Source organism: Enterococcus sp. AZ103 (assembly GCF_051714685.1).
Lineage (GTDB): Bacteria > Bacillota > Bacilli > Lactobacillales > Enterococcaceae > Enterococcus_A > Enterococcus_A alishanensis.
Window position 1 is genome coordinate 1,013,066 of the sequence record NZ_JBIOSI010000001.1, and the last position, 17,480, is coordinate 1,030,545.

Consider the following 17,480-nt stretch of genomic DNA (forward strand, 5'->3'; position numbering starts at 1 on the left):
TAGATGAGCATTGCTCATCTTTATCAGACCTTTTTTTATGGAGGCCGAACTATACTTTTTCAGGAGGCTATGCTAAAATTTTCTAATGATAAAATTAGACAGGTGAGAAGATGGAAATCATTGAAAAAGCACCAGCAAAAATAAATCTGGGTTTAGATATTTTAGGTAAACGTCCAGATGGTTTACATGAATTGTCGATGGTGATGGCTTCGATTGATTTAGCAGATCGGTTATATTTAGAAGAAATTGCCGAAGATAAAATCGTGATTGAAACCAATAAGGCATTTTTGCCAACCGATAAAAAAAACCATGTTTATGAAGCCTTGGAGTTAGTTAAAAACCGATTCCAAATTCAGACTGGTCTACATGTGAAAATTCAAAAAAAGATTCCCGTTGCAGCTGGTTTAGGTGGCGGATCAACAGACTCGGCAGCAGCTTTGCGCGCAATTAATCGTCTATGGTCGTTGAACTTGACGACAGCAGAATTGGCGCAGTTAGGAGCTGAAGTAGGTTCAGATGTGCCATATTGTGTCTACGGAAAAACTTCTTTAGTAGAAGGTTTTGGTGAAAAAGTGACCGTTTTGCCGCCGATGCCGCAATGTTGGGTAGTGGTAGTGAAACCGCGGATGAGTGTATCGACGCGAACGGTTTTTTCACAAATCGTGATGGATCAATTACATCATCCCGATATTTCAGCTTTAGTGGCGGCGATTGAAGCCAATGACTATCAAGCAATGACGGAAAACTTAGGTAACTCGATGGAAGCTGTCACTATCAAAAAGCATCCGATTATTCAGCAAATCAAAGACCGTATGGTGAAATATGGTGCTGATGCCGCTATGATGAGTGGATCAGGTCCGACCGTTTACGGCTTATGCCATAAATATTCTCGGGCGCAGCATGTCATGAATGCTTTAAAAGGCTTTTGTGATGAAGTTTATTTAGTTCGAACCTTAAAGTAAGCTTGGGGATTTCCTCAAGCTTTTTTATTATTGAGAATTGATAGCTATGGATAGGCCATGGAGATAAAATTTTTAGGAGGCATTTTATGTTCATTGATGAAATCAGACTTCAAACTAATTTTTCTAATGAATATCCTTACACTTTACCAGTTGTCCAAGCACTTAGTAAAAATTCGTTGAAGCTCAATCAACCAATTAGTTTTTTTGCTGGTGAAAATGGCTCTGGAAAATCAACGTTATTGGAAGCTATTGCGATTTCTTTCGGGATGAATCCTGAAGGTGGGACAAAGAATTTCAACTTTTCCACTTATGACAGCCACTCTGAACTCCATGAATTTCTGACTTTAGTCCGAAAAGGGCTAATTCCCAAAGTTAGCTTCTTTTTACGAGCAGAAAATTACTATAATCTTGCTTCAGAAGTAGAAGAATTAGGATTATCTACTTATTATGGAAAAACAGCCTTACACAAAATGTCTCATGGTGAAGGAATGCTGTCTATCATTTCTAATCGCTTTGGTCCCAACGGTCTGTATATTTTAGACGAGCCGGAGTCTGGGCTTTCGGTATCTAGACAGATGACGTTACTAAGAGAAATTCTTTTATTGAGTAAACAGAACTGTCAATTTTTGATTGCCACTCATTCACCTGTTTTATTGGCAGCACCGGGAGTAACCATTTTTGATAGCAATAATGAAATGAAGAAAATTGATTACCAAACTACTGATGCTTATAAAGATATGAAGCTTTTTTTGGATAATCCTGAGCGCATGACTTTTTATTTGGAGCAAGAATAAAATTTTTTATTTATCTCCGATAAAAGTCCATAACAATTTCAAATTTTATTAAAATATGCTGAGTAGTAATTTTCTTTAAATTTTAAAAAAATGATTAAGGATCTGCTGAGATAGCTTAATTATCTTTATTAAAATAACGTAAATTCGATTACATGTTTATCTGTTTATATGAATAATAAAACATATAAATTACGATTTATCAGTGTTTATGAGTCTCAAAACGTAAATTTTACGATTTGAGTTGACGAATAAGAAAACGTCTGTTAAATTATTCTTTGTCTAAAAGATAAGGATGGGTGAATAATGAAAAAAAATAAAGGATTTCTTTTTTTATTACTTGTGATAGTATCATTAGTGCTGACTGCCTGTGGCGCGCAAGAAAATAGTCAAAATAGTGATGGAAGTAAATTAAAAATCATCGCGACTTTTTATCCAATGTATGAATTTACCAAGGAAGTAGCTGGTGACAAAGCAGATGTGGAATTATTAATTCCGGCGGGAACAGAACCTCATGATTTTGAACCCTCCGCTAAAGATTTGGCTAAAATTTCGGAAGCCGATGCTTTTGTTTATAACAGTCCTGAGTTAGAAACATGGACGGATCATTTAACTGACAGTGTTGACACGAAGAAAACAACCGTGATTGAAGCTTCTAAAGGAATCGATTTGATGGAGGGCTCGGAAGAAGAGCATGATCATGAAGGTGAAGCAGCCGATCATGAAGAAGAGCATCAACATGATTTAGACCCACACGTTTGGTTGGATCCTGTTTTAGCCATTAAAGAAGTCGAAAATATTCAAGCTGAATTAAGTAAAAAAGATCCTGACAACAAGTCAGCATACGAAAAGAATGCTGCTGCTTATATTGAGAAATTAAATCAATTAAATACTAAATATCAAGATGCTTTTCAAAATGCTAGTAACAAAACTTTTGTTACCCAACATGCGGCCTTTGGTTATTTAGCAAAACAATATGGCTTAACCCAAGAAGCTATTGCCGGAATTTCCCCTGATCAAGAACCTTCACCAAGTCGTTTAGGCGAGTTGAAAGATTATGTAGAAGAACACAATGTTAGCGTGATTTATTTTGAAGAAAATGCTTCCTCAAAAGTGGCGGAAACCCTCTCCAATGAGACTGGTGTAAAACTAGCTGTCTTAAATCCGCTGGAAAGTTTAACTAACAAACAAATCAAAGCTGGCGAAAATTACATTTCAGTCATGGAAGAAAATTTAGCTGCCTTACAAGAAACAATTAAATAAGTAGTTTTACCGGTGTTTCCATCAGGGAATACCGGTCTTATTTACAGAAAGGATAAAAAAATGTCATACATAGAAGTTGAAAATTTGTCGTTTTATTATGATGACGAACCCGTTTTGGAAAATGTCTCTTATCATGTAGACCCAGGAGAATTTGTCATTCTAACAGGAGAAAACGGGGCAGCGAAGTCTACGTTAGTGAAAGCGACCTTAGGAATTTTGAAACCCCATAGCGGAAAAGTCACAATTGCTAAAACTAATAAAGATGGAGGCAAACTTAGTGTTGGCTATATTCCCCAACAAGTAGCTTCCTTTAATGCAGGTTTTCCTAGTACTGTCTACGAATTAGTCAGCTCTGGTCGTTATCCTCAAGGCAAATGGTTTAAAAAATTAAGTGCCAGAGATCATGAACATACTAAAAAAGCCTTGGAATCTGTTGGCTTGTGGAATATGCGTCACAAACGAATCGGCGAATTATCTGGCGGACAAAAACAACGGATTAATATTGCCCGCATTTTTGCGAAAGATCCTGATTTATTTGTCTTAGATGAACCAACTACTGGAATGGATGAAAGTTCACGCAATGATTTTTATGCGTTGCTAAAACATGCAGCTCATCGTCATGATAAAAGTATTTTGATGATTACCCACGACCATGAAGATACTAAAAAATATATTGATCGCCAAATTCGTTTGGTGCGAAAGGAGGATTCTCAATGGCGTTGCTTTCATATGAGTTCATGAGAAGAGCCTTTTTGGCGGCGATTTTTATTGCTGGGATTGCGCCAATGTTGGGGGTTTTTCTAGTCATTCGCCGCCAATCTTTAATGGCGGATACTTTGTCTCATGTATCTTTAGCTGGTGTGGCATTAGGCTTTTTCTTTAATTTAAATCCTACAGTAACAACGCTATTAGTTGTTATTATTGCAGCCATTTTGATGGAATACTTACAAAGCATGTACCGAGGTTATTCCGAAATTTCGATTGCTATTTTGATGGCCTCAGGTTTAGCTTTGGCATTAGTTTTAATGAGTTTGGCACCAGGTAGTTCGGCTGTGAGTATTCAATCATATTTATTTGGCTCAATTGTCACATTGACTTGGATGCAAGTAGTTTTCTTAGGAGTTTTATTAGTAGTCATTGGTGTATTATTTATTTTGTTTAAACGTCCAATGTATGTGCTAACCTTTGACCAAGATATTGCGGCTGTCGATGGTTTACCAGTTGTAAAAATGTCGATGATTTTCAATATTGTAACGGGGATTGCGATTGCAGTAATGATTCCGATTGCCGGTGCTTTGTTAGTTTCAGCGATTATGGTCTTACCGGCAGCGACCGGAATGCGGATGGGAAAAAGTTTTAATGCGGTTATTTTCATTAGTATTATTATAGGCTTTATCGGAATGGTAGGTGGATTAACTTCTTCTTATTATTTAGATACACCGCCGGGAGCAACGATTACTTTGAGTTTTGTCTTCTTATTTTTACTGATGTTAGTGGTACGTCGCGTAAAAATTTTATACCAACGTAAACAAAAGCAATATTAAATAGTCGATGAAAAGTTTCCAACAAAATAGGTTGGAAGCTTTTTTTATAGGTGAAAATGAGAAGAAAACGAAAGATTTCCTGATATTTTTCGTTCATTATTAATAAATTACGAACTTTGTATAAATTTATCTCGCTATTTCTCGCTTTTTCTCATCAAAACCCTTATAATGAGAAACGATAAAAAATTGAACAGGAGTGACAATGTGTGAAAGTTCGTCGTAGTGAACGATTGATCGATATGACTCAATATTTATTAGAACACCCCCATGACTTGATTCCCTTAACTTTTTTTGCGGAGCGTTATGGTTCAGCCAAATCTTCAATCAGTGAAGATTTAGCGATCGTCAAAAAAACATTTAAAGAGCGGGGCAATGGCTATTTAGCCACCATTCCTGGTGCAGCCGGTGGAGTCGTTTATACGCCTAGCATTAGCGAAGAGGAAGCTAGCCAATACATTGCTTCTTTAGCGGAAACTTTGTCAGAGGAAGATCGTTTATTACCTGGTGGTTATGTATATTTATCTGATATGTTAGGGCAACCAGATTTATTACGGATAGTTGGTAGAATTATTGCCGCGCAATACATCAACGAAGATGTGGATGCAGTAATGACTGTAGCAACTAAAGGTGTACCGATTGCTCAAGCAGTTTCTTATTATTTGAACGCACCTTTTGTGATTGTCCGTCGTGACTCAAAAATTACTGAAGGCGCAACTGTTAGCGTCAATTATGTATCAGGCTCTTCTGAACGGATTGAAAAGATGGAATTATCAAAACGCAGCTTGCGGCGTGGTTCAAAAGTATTAATCGTAGATGACTTCATGAAAGGCGGCGGGACCGTCAATGGTATGAAGAGCTTAATTGAAGAATTTGAAGCAGAATTAGTGGGTATCACTGTTTTTGCCGAATCTAAATTCAAAGGGGAACGAGCTATTTCTGATTACCGCTCGTTACTTTATGTAAAAGATGTTGATACTGCAACAAAAACTATTACAGTTGTCCCTGGCAATTGTTTTTCAAAAGAATAAAGCAATAGAGCAGGGACAAAAGTTCACTGCTCTTCTTTTAGTTAATTGAAAAAACGGATTATCTAAGCTAAACTGAAAGAAATAGAAAATATTTAGGAGCGATTATTTTGGAAAAGCGATACACGATTATTTTAGCGGCCGGTAAAGGAACCCGCATGAAATCGAAATTATATAAAGTTTTACATCCAGTAGCTGGTAAGCCGATGGTAGAACACATTATTGAACGAGTAATCGAAACAAAACCGTCAGAAATTGTGACCGTCGTTGGTCATGGCGCAGAAAAAGTCAAAGAACAATTAGGCGATCGAACTGAGTACGTGGTTCAAGAAGAACAATTGGGTACTGGTCACGCAGTGATGCAAGCGGCTGAATTTTTAAAAGGGAAAAAAGGGACGACTTTAGTCATTAGTGGAGATACACCGCTATTGACCAGTCAAACTATTGATCACTTATTTGATTATCACCAAGGAAAAAAAGCTAGCGCAACAATTTTGACGGCCCATGCTGATGATCCAACTAGCTATGGTCGTATTATTCGCGATCACGTGGGAATTGTTGAAAAAATCGTGGAGCAAAAAGATGCTACGCCAGAAGAAATTCGCATCCAAGAAATTAATACTGGGACTTATTGTTTTGACAATGAAGCCTTATTTGATGCTTTAGAAAAAATCGGAACAAATAATGCCCAAGGAGAATACTACTTAACTGACATTATTGAAATTTTAAAAGCCGATGGCAAAACCGTTTTGGCTTATCAAACGGAAGATTTTGAAGAATCAATTGGTGTGAATGATCGATTGGCATTAGCTGAAGCCAATCGGATTATGCGCCGCCGTATTAATCAGATGCATATGGTAAATGGGGTTAGCTTTATTGACCCAGCGACGACTTATATTGATGCGGGGGTTGAGATTGGTTCTGATACAATTATAGAAGCTGGTGTACAAATTCAAGGGAAAACAGTGATTGGTTCTGATGTAGTTATAGGTGCCCATTCGAAAATTGTCGATAGTATTGTTGAAGACAACGTTGAAATCAAACAGTCGGTAATCGAAGAAGCGATTGTCCGAAAAAATGCTGATGTTGGTCCTTATGCACATTTACGTCCACAGGCTGAAATCGGTGAAAAAGCCCATATTGGTAATTTTGTTGAAATTAAAAAAGCCCAAATTGGTGAAAATACTAAAGTCGGTCATTTAACTTATGTGGGAGACGCTGTTTTAGGAGAAGATATCAATGTCGGTTGTGGCGTTGTTTTTGTCAACTACGATGGGAAAAACAAACATCAAACGGTTATTGGAGATCACGTCTTTATCGGCTCAAGTACTAATTTAGTAGCACCATTAACGATTGAAAAAAATAGTGTTATTGCGGCTGGCTCGACGATTACCGAAGATGTCAAGGAAGGCGATTTAGCAATTGGTCGGGCTCGACAAGTTAATAAGAGTGGCTATGCTAGCCATTTGCCTTTTTAGGTAGAAAAAACATTTTTGATTTTTAAAAATAGGCTTTTTTTTTAGCCGCAATAGTTTATAATCGTATTCGTATGCATAATAGAAAGTGGAGGTTCCCATGTCAAAACATTATTTTGATCCAAGATTGAAAATTTTCGCTTTAAGTTCTAACCGTCCGTTAGCCGAAAAAATTGCGGAAGAAGTCGGTGTTGAACTAGGTAACAGCTCTGTTACGAAATTTAGTGATGGTGAAATTCAAGTTAACATTGAAGAAAGTATTCGTGGCTCACATGTCTATGTGATTCAATCAACGAGTGCCCCTGTCAACGATAATTTAATGGAACTTTTAATCATGATTGATGCTTTAAAACGTGCCAGTGCTAAAACGATTAATGTCGTAATGCCATATTATGGTTATGCTCGTCAAGACCGTAAAGCGCGTGCCCGTGAACCGATTACAGCTAAATTAGTGGCAAACATGATCGAAAAAGCTGGCGCAACTCGCCTATTAACATTAGACTTACATGCCTCTCAAATTCAAGGTTTCTTTGATATTCCAGTGGATCATTTAATGGGTGCACCATTAATTGCTAACTATTTCTTAGAAAAAAATATTTGTGGTGACGATGTAGTTGTTGTTTCTCCCGACCATGGTGGAGTGACTCGTGCTCGAAAATTAGCAGAATTTTTGAAATCACCAATTGCGATTATTGATAAACGCCGACCAAAAGCCAATGTGGCAGAAGTCATGAATATTATCGGTAATGTTGAAGGTAAAACTTGTGTGATTATCGATGACATGATTGATACTGCAGGAACGGTAACTTTAGCAGCCAATGCGTTAAGAGAAGCTGGTGCAGTAAGTGTTTACGCTTCATGTACACATCCTGTTTTATCAGGTCCAGCAATGCAACGAATTTCTGATTCAGCCATTGAACATTTAGTTGTAACAGACTCAATCTTTTTATCAGATGAACGCAAAATCGACAAAATCGATGAAATTTCTGTGGGTGTGTTAATGGGAGATGCAATTAAACGCATCCATGAAAACAAACCAGTTAGTCCATTATTTGAAAAGAAATTCTAATAAATTATTTACTCTGTCAAACGCTTGACAGAGTTTTTTTGATCAAAAAAAACGACTGCCAGAAAGACAGTCGATCATAAGATTATTTATTGACAAAATTTTTCTCATCGTAGATTTTACGTAGATTCATGTAAAGCGGTACTAGATCTTCGTTGGTGTAATCAATTTGGAAGATCTTAAGATTTGGTTTTTCTTTTTGTAAAATAGAAGAAGAAGTAATGATCAAATCATAGTCATCGCGAGCTGAAGTATCATAAGCTTCTGCATCAACAAAACGTAAATCTTCTAAAAACTGATAAATGTCTCGGACAAAGATGGCGTTATGCTCTAAGGCAACTGCAACTTTTAAATTGTCCGAATATGGAAATTGATTAAAGTAAGGTAGTAATAATTGTTTAAATGATTTTCCTAATAAACCGTGAATTGAGTTTATAAAGTTAAAGCTTGGATTTTCAGTAGCACTTTGCATGAAATTCATGATATTTTGTTCTAAGACATAACCACCTTGGGTTTGATTTTTAGCAGGTGCAAAAACCAAGCTAGTAATATTTGGAAATGGTTGGCGGTAAACAAAGAAAGTAAAGGTAATATTTAATAAATTACCAATAATCAAAGGATCATCCATGACGCCAGGTTTATCTGGGAACAAGACTTTTTTAGCAAAGGAACGAAATTCGTTTACAAAATCATTGACTGCGTTTGGTCGTGCAGAGAAATCGTGAATCGCTTGTTTTAAACTGCTATCTTCTCGAATAGTGTAGAAAGGTGCATAATGAGCAATGAAGTAAATAAAACTTGATTCCCCTTTTAATTGTCTAGGAGTCATTTCAAAATTCACTAAATCTTTTAATGAAGAGAAATCATAATAAGGATTGTCTTTCATCAAGAAATTATAACGAGGATCATACTTGGCAAAGTTTTGCTTGCTGACCCGGGCTAAGAATAAAGCCCCAAATAAACGCAATTCCCGTGTACCAAAATAGGTCCGTGATAATGGGAAATAATGACTATAGTGATTAATTAAAAAATCTAATATTTCGGTATCTATATTAAGAGGAATATCAATTCCGCGAGTCCCTAACCATAAAATATCAAATAAAGCCATTCGGATGAGACGTTCGTCACCTGACATACCCGCTTCCGTATAGGTAAAACGAATATTGAAATGTTTTAGATGTTTTTTCAAATTGTCGATTTTACGGGAAACAGTTGAGCGACTAACGAAGTATTTTTCACAGAATTTTTCAATGGTAGGCTCTTCTTCATTCAAGAAATATAAGATATACTGAAAGGGTACCGCTTTTTTAAGCAAGTGATAACGATATTCGTCAACCGATATTTTGATGTTTTGAATGTTGACTTTACCAGCTCTCATCATGATCTCTTTATGATCAGATTCAATTTCTTTTAATTCTTCTTCAATCTCGTTTAATTCAATAACGCTTTGTTGATAGTTTAGCTCCATGTCTTCAGACAATTGACTAATGGATAGAACGGGTTTTTCTGTTTTCAGTAAGTATTTGAAAATGTTGAATCGTAATAAGAGCGATGGATCCAACATTAACTGCTCGTATAACATATAGTATCCTCCTTGATATGTGTCACTAAATAATAACCATATTTAATTTAGTAACATTGTACTGTATTTTATATAAACTGTCTTGTTTAACACTTATAGAATAATGAATTATCAGTAATATTCTGATAAAAAAAATGGAATTGTGACTTTGTAATTTTAAGAAAGAAGATGAAACGATGACAAAAGCCCGTCTAGAGGCATTTACAGATGGTGTGGTAGCGATAGTTTTGACTGTTTTAGTGTTAGATATTCAAATTCCTGATTCACCATCTCTTTACTCAATCTTAAATATTAGCAATACTTTATTAGCATATACGGTCAGTTTTATTTTTGTAGCTGTTATTTGGGTGAACCATCATCGGATGATGCAGATGGCCGAAAAAATAAATTATTCCGTCATTTGGGCCAATATTTTTTGGCTATTTTGGCTGACTTTGTGTCCAGCAGTGACTAGTTGGGTTGGCCGCAATCCAAATCGCTTTTGGCCTGAGTTTTTCTACGTTGTTGTCTACATGATGTGGAGTTTTTCTTATGGAGTACTTTCAAAAAGAGTGGTCAAAGCTAATGACCCAAATAGTCATGTGGCCATCGTTTTATCTCGTGATCGTCGTAGCCAAATATCGATGATTATTAATCTCATTATTCTGGTAGGAGTGTTTTTTTATCCGCCATTAGGAATGATTGGACGTTTTTTCGTATCGGCAATTTGGATTGTTTCATATCGCACCGCAAACAAGTATTTTCAAAAAGTTCGAGTGTTATTTTTTAAATCATAAAGAGTCGAAAAATGTAGTTTTTTAAAGCAAAAAATAACGAATAAAGACTTTTAAATCAACATTTTTAAGGAAAAATAAAAAAGGTCATTTTTACTTATTTGACTTCAATTAGTTCTCTTTTTATGACTCAATCTTTATTTTATAATTATGGAAAAACACGACAATTGTGCAATATACTTCAAAAGTTTAATGATTAAACAGGGAATAAAAGAAAAACTGACGACATTCGATCTTAATCGAATGTCGTCAGTTTTTAGTTTGTTTATTGTTTATTGTTTATTGTTTATGGTTCCGGATGTAGTACGCGATGTAGAAATTCTTTAGTACGAGCTTCTTTCGGATGAACAAAAATGTCTTCTGAGGTACCTTCTTCAGCGATAACACCTTTATCCATAAAGATTACCCGGTCAGAAACTTCTTTGGCGAAAGCCATTTCGTGGGTCACGATGACCATTGTTAACCCTGATCCAGCTAAGTCTTGCATAATACTCAAGACATCGCCGACCATTTCTGGATCTAGCGCAGAAGTGGGTTCGTCAAACAACATCACCTCTGGATTCATTGATAATGCGCGAGCAATGGCTACCCGCTGCTTTTGACCACCAGATAATTGCGCAGGACGTGCATCGATAAAACGGCCCATTCCAACTTTATTCAAGTTTTCAATGGCAATTGCTTTAGCTTCATTTTCTTTTCGTCCTAAGACGGTCATTTGACCCGTCATACAATTTTGTAAAACATTCATATTGTTAAACAAATTAAAGCTTTGGAATACCATCCCTAGATGTGTGCGATATTTTGGTAAGTTATAACCAGGTGCTAGGACATTTTCGCCATTATAAATAATTGCACCACTGGTGGGTGTTTCTAGTAAATTGATACAGCGTAAGAAAGTACTTTTACCAGAGCCAGAAGCGCCAATGATGGTCACAACTTCTCCTTTATTAACAGTCATGCTGATATCTTTTAAGACTTCATTATCGCCAAATTTTTTATTTAGATGTTCAATTTCGATAATACTACTCATAAGAACCTCCTACTTCATATTAATGTAATAAATTTCTTTGCAGAAATTTAGTTTTATTATCAGGCGGATACCATTCTACTAAGGCGAAGAGCGCTAAGAAGAACTGGCACCTACTTCATATTAATGTAATAAATTTCTTAAACAACGACCTATTTATCTGCTTCGATGGCAACATCAGTATCTTCTAAGCGAGTGTAAGCGTCAGGACCATCCATTTTCTTTTCAACTAAGCGCAATAGACGTGTTGCACTGAAAGTTAGAACAAAATAAATGACACAGATGATAAAATACGTTTGGAAGAACAGGTAGTTGGTTCCGGCAGCACTTTTACCTTGGAAGAATAATTCGGTTACTGAAATGATACTTAAAACTGAAGTATCTTTAATATTGATAACTAACTCATTACCAGTTGCTGGTAAAATATTTCGCAATACTTGTGGTAAAACAACTTTGCGCATGGTTTGACTGTGAGTCATACCGATAGCGTGAGCTGCTTCAAATTGTCCATTGTCGACAGAGAAAATTCCTCCACGTACAATTTCAGACATGTAAGCTCCAGTATTAATGGAAACAATAAATAAAGCAGCAGCAATTCGATTCAAATCAATACCAAAAGCCATAGCAATTCCGTAATAAATCACGGCAGATTGAACGATCATTGGGGTGCCTCGGAAAATCTCGATATAGGCACTTAGTAACCAGCCAAATAATTTTTGGAAGAAACGATTTAATTTGTTTTTAGCTTCTGGCAATGTCCGGAAGACACCGACTAGTAATCCGATCAAGGTACCAACTGTTGTACCAACAATCGCTAAGAGTAAAGTGACACCAGTTCCCCGTAAGAACATACCGCCATTTTGACGTAAGATTCGGACAAAAACATTTTCTTTTTTACCGGATGAATCAGTCGCTACTTCTTCAGCTGCTGGTTGGTCTTTGATGGCTTGGTCCATTATTTCAACCCGTTCATCTTCAGGAATTTCAGCTAAAATTTGATTGACTTGGGCAATTTCTGAATCACCTTTACGCATTCCGACAGAGACTTGTGTATCTTCTGGATTGGTTTGGAAACCATTGGCAGCAGAAAATTCTACCATGTGTAATTCAGGATTGACACTTTCCGCAGTTACGCCTTCAGGTCGTTCGCTGACATAGCCGTCAATAACGCCAGATTCTAAAGCCACACGCATAGCTGGAAAATTATCCATCGCTTCTTGCTTGTTCACATCTGGAATTTGATCTACTACATCATAATGGAAAGTTCCCAGTTGAGCAGTAATTTTGGCATCCTTAAAATCTTCTAATGAAGTTGCTTGGGCATATTTTGTATCATTCCGGGTAACGATTACTAGCTGTGATGTGTAATATGAATCAGAAAAATCAATTTCTTTGGAACGTTCAGCAGTTGGGGACATCCCTGCGATGATAGCGTCAATTTTGCCAGATTGTAAAGCCGGTAGTAGACCATCCCATTCAGTTTTGACAATCACTAGTTTGCGATTCATCTTATCGGCAATTTTTTTCGCCATTTGGACATCGTAACCGCCAGCGTAGGAGTCATCACCTTGAATTTTTACGGCACCTTTACTGTCATTATTTTGTGTCCAGTTAAAAGGTGCGTAACCAGCTTCCATGCCGACCCGCAATTCTCCTTCAGGTGTTTGTGCATCTGCATGGGTTACATTTGGTAAAATGATTAAACTTAAAAACATAGCAACAAAGGCAAATAATGTTATTCTTTTTTTCATATTTTCTCCCTTTCCTTAAAGCTACGAGATGAGCCCAACAAAAAAAGCCGCCAAAAAGTTAAAGGCCGCCTGCAAATATAAGAAGATGTTCCTCTCACAAAAACATAGCGCAACTTAGCTCGATGCTAAGACAGTCCGCAAGTACGTTAGCTTGCGTCCCAACATACGAAGTGAGTAGACTCTTCGTACATTTCGGCGAAAACATCCTAGTCCTATTTCAATGCGTCTATCCGCTCCATAGGGTTAATAAGTTTCGCGACCTCTACCTCATTGTATGAGGTATCTCGTATTCAGTTAGTATGGCTACTAGTCTATAATCTTACTAAACAAATGTCAATCACTCTGGCCGATAAATTGTTATTTCGTTTATAATAAAAAAGATAATGAGGTGATTTTTATGGACAGTCAAACGGCTGCAAAAAAAATATTGCAAGCAGATAAGCTGACTTTTTTAACGGGTGCTGGTGTTTCCACTCCATCTGGTGTACCCGATTACCGTTCCTTAAAAGGAGTGTATCAAGGACTTTCTTCGCCAGAATATTTATTGAGTCATCAATGTATGATCAAGGAGCCAGCTAAATTCTATGATTTTGTCAAAAAGATCTATCATCCTGAGGCCAAACCCAATGTAATTCATCAAAAAATGGCGGAGCTAGCACAGACAAAAGAAGTTTGGGTGGTTTCGCAAAATATTGACGGCTTACATCAAGCAGCAGGCAGTCGGCAACTCATCAATTTCCATGGTTCTTTGTATGATTGTTACTGTCGTAAATGTGGGCAAACCATTCCTTGGCAAAGATATTTACAGACAGATCAGCATGAGGAGTGCGGTGGACAAATTCGGCCTAAAATTGTTTTATATGGTGAAGGTTTTACTGAAGAAACGATGATGGATGCTAAGCAAGCGGTCTCCAATGCTGATTTAGTTGTAATTGTCGGAACTAGCTTTCAAGTTCATCCATTTTGTGATTTAATTTATGATAAGAAAAAAACAACTGAAATATTAGTAATTAATCAAACAGCACTGCATATTCCGATGACTCATGACTTCGTGGAAGCCGATGGCGTAACGGTGTTTGAAAAATTATAAAGGGAGAGAATTATGGTAACGGAAAAAGAAAAGATGATTGCTGGTCAATTATATTTTGCTTCAGATGCAGAATTAGTAGCCGACCGAGCTACCGCCAAAAAATTAGCCCAAGCAATCAGTCAGACAGAGGATAAACGAGCACGAGAAGAATTAGTTAAAGAAGCTTTTGGAAAAACTGGTGAACGGGTATATATTGAACCGAATATCAATTTTGATTATGGCTACAATATTTTCGTTGGCGAGAATTTCTATACGAACTATAATAGTATTTTATTAGATATTTGTCCGATTACAATCGGTAATAATTGTATGTTTGGTCCCAACGTTCAATTATACACGGCCTCTCATCCATTGGAACCTGGCAAACGTAACAGTGGGCTTGAATTAGGCAAACCGATTACGATTGGTGACAATGCTTGGCTTGGCGGGGGCGTTGTGATTGTTCCAGGGGTTACATTAGGGGATAATGTCGTGGTGGCTGCCGGTAGTGTAGTAACAAAATCATTTGGCGATAATGTGGTGCTCGGTGGAAATCCTGCAGGAGTGATTAAAACAATTGAAGAAGAAAAAACAACTGATTTGTTAGCAGAAGCACGCAAACAAATTGATGCAGTTGATCAGCAACTTGTGCAGTTGTTAGAAAAACGGATGACGGCTGTTTCTCAAGTGACAGAAGCAAAAGCAGAAAGTGGTCAAGCTGTATTTGATAGTAGCCGTGAAGTAATTGTTTTAGAAAAAATTGCTCAAAAAATTGAAAATCCAGATTTTCAAGTCCCTATCGTTGAAACTTTCAAAGCAATTATGGAACAATCAAAAGATTATCAAAGAAAAAAATTAGGTGATAAATAATGTTAAGCGGTCCAGAACGAAGAGAAAAAATCTTAACAGCTTTACAAGATACAGAAAAGCCAATTTCGGCTAGTGCTTTCGCAAAAGAATTTGGTGTCAGCCGTCAAATTGTCGTAGGGGATGTCGCTTTATTGCGAGCCAGTGGTGTCGAGGTGATTGCGACTGCTCGCGGCTATTTAATTGCAGGGATAAACGAAAAAAAAGTCAGTAAACTTGTTGTTCAACACACACGACAAGAAACAGCACTTGAATTACAAACGATTGTTGAAAATGGTGGCGAGATTATTGATGTCATCGTGGAACATCCTTTATATGGTGAATTAACTGGACAATTGCATATCGAAAATCAAGCTGAAGTAGTTGATTTTATAACGGAATATGAAAAATCAAATGCCAGTCTGTTATCTGAATTAACGTCAGGGATTCACCTGCATACAATTGCTTACAAAGAAGCTGAAGATTTGGAAAAAATTAAAGCTGCGTTAAAAAAAGTTGGTATTTTATATGAAGCAAAAGAACATTAATTTTTATCGTTTTTACTGATTGGAGAAGAGGGGAACAGTAGTGGAGATTGAAGTGAAAAAAGCGACTGAAATGGCACAAACAGAATTAATTGAAATCTTTCAAGAACGGGTCGCCGTTTTTGTCGTGGAACAAGAATGTCCATATCAAGAAGTGGATGAATATGATGCGGTAGCGTGGCATGTTTTGCTGAAGGATGAAGGTAAATTAAAGGCTTATGCCCGTATCATCGAAAAAGAAGATCATGTAACTTTTGGTCGGGTCTTAGTAGTTAAAGCTTATCGCGGTGAAAAATGGGGCAAAAAAATAGTAGCAGCTGCGATTGAAGAAACCAAAAAACGTTTTCCCGATAGAAAGATCCAAATTTCAGGACAGGCCTACTTGAAAAAATTCTATCAGTCGTTTGGTTTTGAGATTGTATCAGATATATATTTAGAGGATGGTATTCCTCATTTGGAGTTAATTTTAAATGATTGAACTTTTGAATGCAGAATATATGACGGCGGTGATGACTATTTGGTTGGAAAGTAATCTGGCTGTCCATAATTATATCCCAGCAGTTTATTGGTGGAACAAGTTTGATGACGTAAAAAGTGTTTTGAAAGAATCGGAAGTTTATATCTATCGTCAAGCAGATGAAGTCTTTGGCTTTGCAGGTGCACAGGAAGATTATTTGGCTGGGATATTTGTCGATAAAGAACATCGTAGTGAAGGAATCGGTCAGCAATTATTAAATGAAATGAAGCAAAAGCATCCAAAATTATCACTGAATGTTTATCAAAAAAATCAAAGAGCAATTGATTTTTATTTGCGTGAAGGATTCCAAAAGATTGAAAAGCAAATAGACGAAGTAAACGGTGAACCAGAATGGTTGATGCAATGGGAGAAATAGTTTAACACAATTTGGAGAGGAGCCGAGAGGGTTCCTTTTTTTTTCGCCATAACTAAATGACGGCGCTCGATTTTTTATCGACTTTCTTGATTTTTCCAGTCATAATTAAATTGAGTAACAATAGATGGTTTTTGTAAAGGTATTCAAGGCAGTCTTTTTGCTATAAATAAAGATTAAAGGTGATGAAATGAAAAAAACGATAATTGTTGTAGAAGATGATCAAGATTTGCGACGGGGGATTTCATTTGCATTGGAGCAAGAAAACTACCGGGTATTAATTAATGATCAGGTAGGGCAGACGATTGAAATGATCCAACGGGAACAGCCCCAGCTAGTCATCTTAGATATTAACTTACCAGATGGGAGCGGGCTTGATTTGTGTTTACAGATTCGCGAATTTTCACAGGTACCGATTTTTTTCTTGACAGCGCTTGATTTAGAGACCGATATTGTCCGAGGTATTACGATTGGTGCCGATGATTATATTACTAAGCCATTTTCATTAGCAGTCTTAAAAGCCAAAGTAGCAGCCATATTAAAACGCTATGGTACGGAAGAAATAAAGTTAATTAGTGGCCCTTTTCAATTGGATTTAGCTGCCCATCGTTTATATAAAAATCAACAAGAAATATATTTATCAGCCACAGAATTTCGTTTATTACAGTATTTAATGAAAAATGGTGACATTGTTTTAGAAAAAGAAAAATTACTGAATGTTTTGTGGGATGATCAAGGAAAATTTGTGGATGAAAATACCTTGTTCGTTAATATCCGCCGTCTACGAAAAAAAATTGAGACAAATAGCAAACAACCGACATTTATTCAGACGGTTCATGGCGTGGGCTATGTCTGGAAAAGAGGATGTTAG

The 17,480-nt window shown here is 36.8% G+C and carries 18 protein-coding genes; 15 read left to right on the forward strand and 3 right to left on the reverse strand.

All coding sequences use genetic code 11. The features are described from left to right. Positions 1-110 precede the first annotated feature (110 nt). The 8 genes from ispE (at position 111) to ID741_RS05230 (ending at position 8,129) form a co-directional block, all read left to right on the forward strand. Positions 111-962 (forward strand): 4-(cytidine 5'-diphospho)-2-C-methyl-D-erythritol kinase, encoded by an 852-nt coding sequence (ispE, locus tag ID741_RS05195; RefSeq protein ID WP_218326591.1) that lies wholly within the window; start codon positions 111-113, stop codon positions 960-962. An 86-nt stretch (positions 963-1,048) separates the two neighbouring features. Continuing rightward, positions 1,049-1,756 carry an AAA family ATPase gene (locus tag ID741_RS05200; RefSeq protein WP_218326589.1) on the forward strand — a complete coding sequence of 236 codons (708 nt, stop codon included), beginning with the start codon at positions 1,049-1,051 and terminating at the stop codon, positions 1,754-1,756. A 303-nt stretch (positions 1,757-2,059) separates the two neighbouring features. Continuing rightward, entirely contained in the window at positions 2,060-3,016 is a 957-nt protein-coding gene (locus ID741_RS05205; RefSeq protein ID WP_438719309.1) for a metal ABC transporter substrate-binding protein, read from the forward strand. A gap of 60 nt (positions 3,017-3,076) precedes the next feature. Then, entirely contained in the window at positions 3,077-3,757 is a 681-nt protein-coding gene (locus ID741_RS05210; RefSeq protein ID WP_218326586.1) for a metal ABC transporter ATP-binding protein, read from the forward strand. Continuing rightward, positions 3,730-4,560, forward strand: coding sequence for a metal ABC transporter permease (locus ID741_RS05215; protein ID WP_218326584.1), 831 nt, complete (start codon positions 3,730-3,732; stop codon positions 4,558-4,560). Before ID741_RS05210 ends, ID741_RS05215 begins: the two co-directional genes overlap by 28 nt. A gap of 206 nt (positions 4,561-4,766) precedes the next feature. Further along, positions 4,767-5,588, forward strand: coding sequence for a pur operon repressor (gene purR, locus ID741_RS05220; RefSeq protein WP_438719311.1), 822 nt, complete (start codon positions 4,767-4,769; stop codon positions 5,586-5,588). Between the two features lie 107 nt (positions 5,589-5,695). Next, complete coding sequence (gene glmU, locus ID741_RS05225; RefSeq protein WP_438719312.1) at positions 5,696-7,063, forward strand: bifunctional UDP-N-acetylglucosamine diphosphorylase/glucosamine-1-phosphate N-acetyltransferase GlmU; 1,368 nt, start codon at positions 5,696-5,698, stop codon at positions 7,061-7,063. A gap of 97 nt (positions 7,064-7,160) precedes the next feature. Continuing rightward, entirely contained in the window at positions 7,161-8,129 is a 969-nt protein-coding gene (locus ID741_RS05230; protein ID WP_438719313.1) for a ribose-phosphate diphosphokinase, read from the forward strand. Positions 8,130-8,211: 82 nt separating this feature from the next. Here the strand turns inward: ID741_RS05230 and ID741_RS05235 are convergent, their stop codons facing one another. After that, positions 8,212-9,708, reverse strand: coding sequence for a helix-turn-helix domain-containing protein (locus ID741_RS05235; RefSeq protein WP_438719314.1), 1,497 nt, complete (start codon positions 9,706-9,708; stop codon positions 8,212-8,214). Between the two features lie 176 nt (positions 9,709-9,884). Between ID741_RS05235 and ID741_RS05240 the strand changes: the two genes are divergently transcribed. Continuing rightward, complete coding sequence (locus ID741_RS05240; protein WP_438719315.1) at positions 9,885-10,484, forward strand: TMEM175 family protein; 600 nt, start codon at positions 9,885-9,887, stop codon at positions 10,482-10,484. Between the two features lie 283 nt (positions 10,485-10,767). On the opposite strand, the gene ID741_RS05245 is transcribed toward ID741_RS05240, so the two are convergent. Further along, positions 10,768-11,511, reverse strand: a complete 744-nt coding sequence (locus tag ID741_RS05245; RefSeq protein WP_438719316.1) for an amino acid ABC transporter ATP-binding protein — start codon at positions 11,509-11,511, stop codon at positions 10,768-10,770. A gap of 149 nt (positions 11,512-11,660) precedes the next feature. Continuing rightward, on the reverse strand, positions 11,661-13,259 hold the full coding sequence (locus ID741_RS05250; protein ID WP_438719317.1) for an ABC transporter permease subunit: 1,599 nt from the start codon (positions 13,257-13,259) through the stop codon (positions 11,661-11,663). 397 nt (positions 13,260-13,656) lie between these two features. Between ID741_RS05250 and ID741_RS05255 the strand changes: the two genes are divergently transcribed. From ID741_RS05255 to ID741_RS05280, 6 genes are all read left to right on the forward strand, one after another. Next, positions 13,657-14,349, forward strand: coding sequence for an NAD-dependent protein deacylase (locus ID741_RS05255; RefSeq protein WP_438719318.1), 693 nt, complete (start codon positions 13,657-13,659; stop codon positions 14,347-14,349). A gap of 12 nt (positions 14,350-14,361) precedes the next feature. Further along, positions 14,362-15,198, forward strand: coding sequence for a chorismate mutase (locus tag ID741_RS05260; protein WP_438719319.1), 837 nt, complete (start codon positions 14,362-14,364; stop codon positions 15,196-15,198). Beyond that, the gene (locus tag ID741_RS05265; RefSeq protein WP_438719320.1) at positions 15,198-15,722 is read left to right on the forward strand and encodes a transcription repressor NadR; all 525 of its coding nucleotides are present in this window, start codon (positions 15,198-15,200) and stop codon (positions 15,720-15,722) included. The genes ID741_RS05260 and ID741_RS05265 overlap by 1 nt, the downstream gene beginning before the upstream one ends. A 40-nt stretch (positions 15,723-15,762) precedes the next feature. After that, positions 15,763-16,197, forward strand: coding sequence for a GNAT family N-acetyltransferase (locus ID741_RS05270; protein WP_425514617.1), 435 nt, complete (start codon positions 15,763-15,765; stop codon positions 16,195-16,197). Continuing rightward, positions 16,190-16,612 (forward strand): GNAT family N-acetyltransferase, encoded by a 423-nt coding sequence (locus ID741_RS05275; protein ID WP_438719321.1) that lies wholly within the window; start codon positions 16,190-16,192, stop codon positions 16,610-16,612. The genes ID741_RS05270 and ID741_RS05275 overlap by 8 nt, the downstream gene beginning before the upstream one ends. A gap of 187 nt (positions 16,613-16,799) precedes the next feature. Beyond that, positions 16,800-17,480 (forward strand): response regulator transcription factor, encoded by a 681-nt coding sequence (locus tag ID741_RS05280; RefSeq protein ID WP_438719322.1) that lies wholly within the window; start codon positions 16,800-16,802, stop codon positions 17,478-17,480.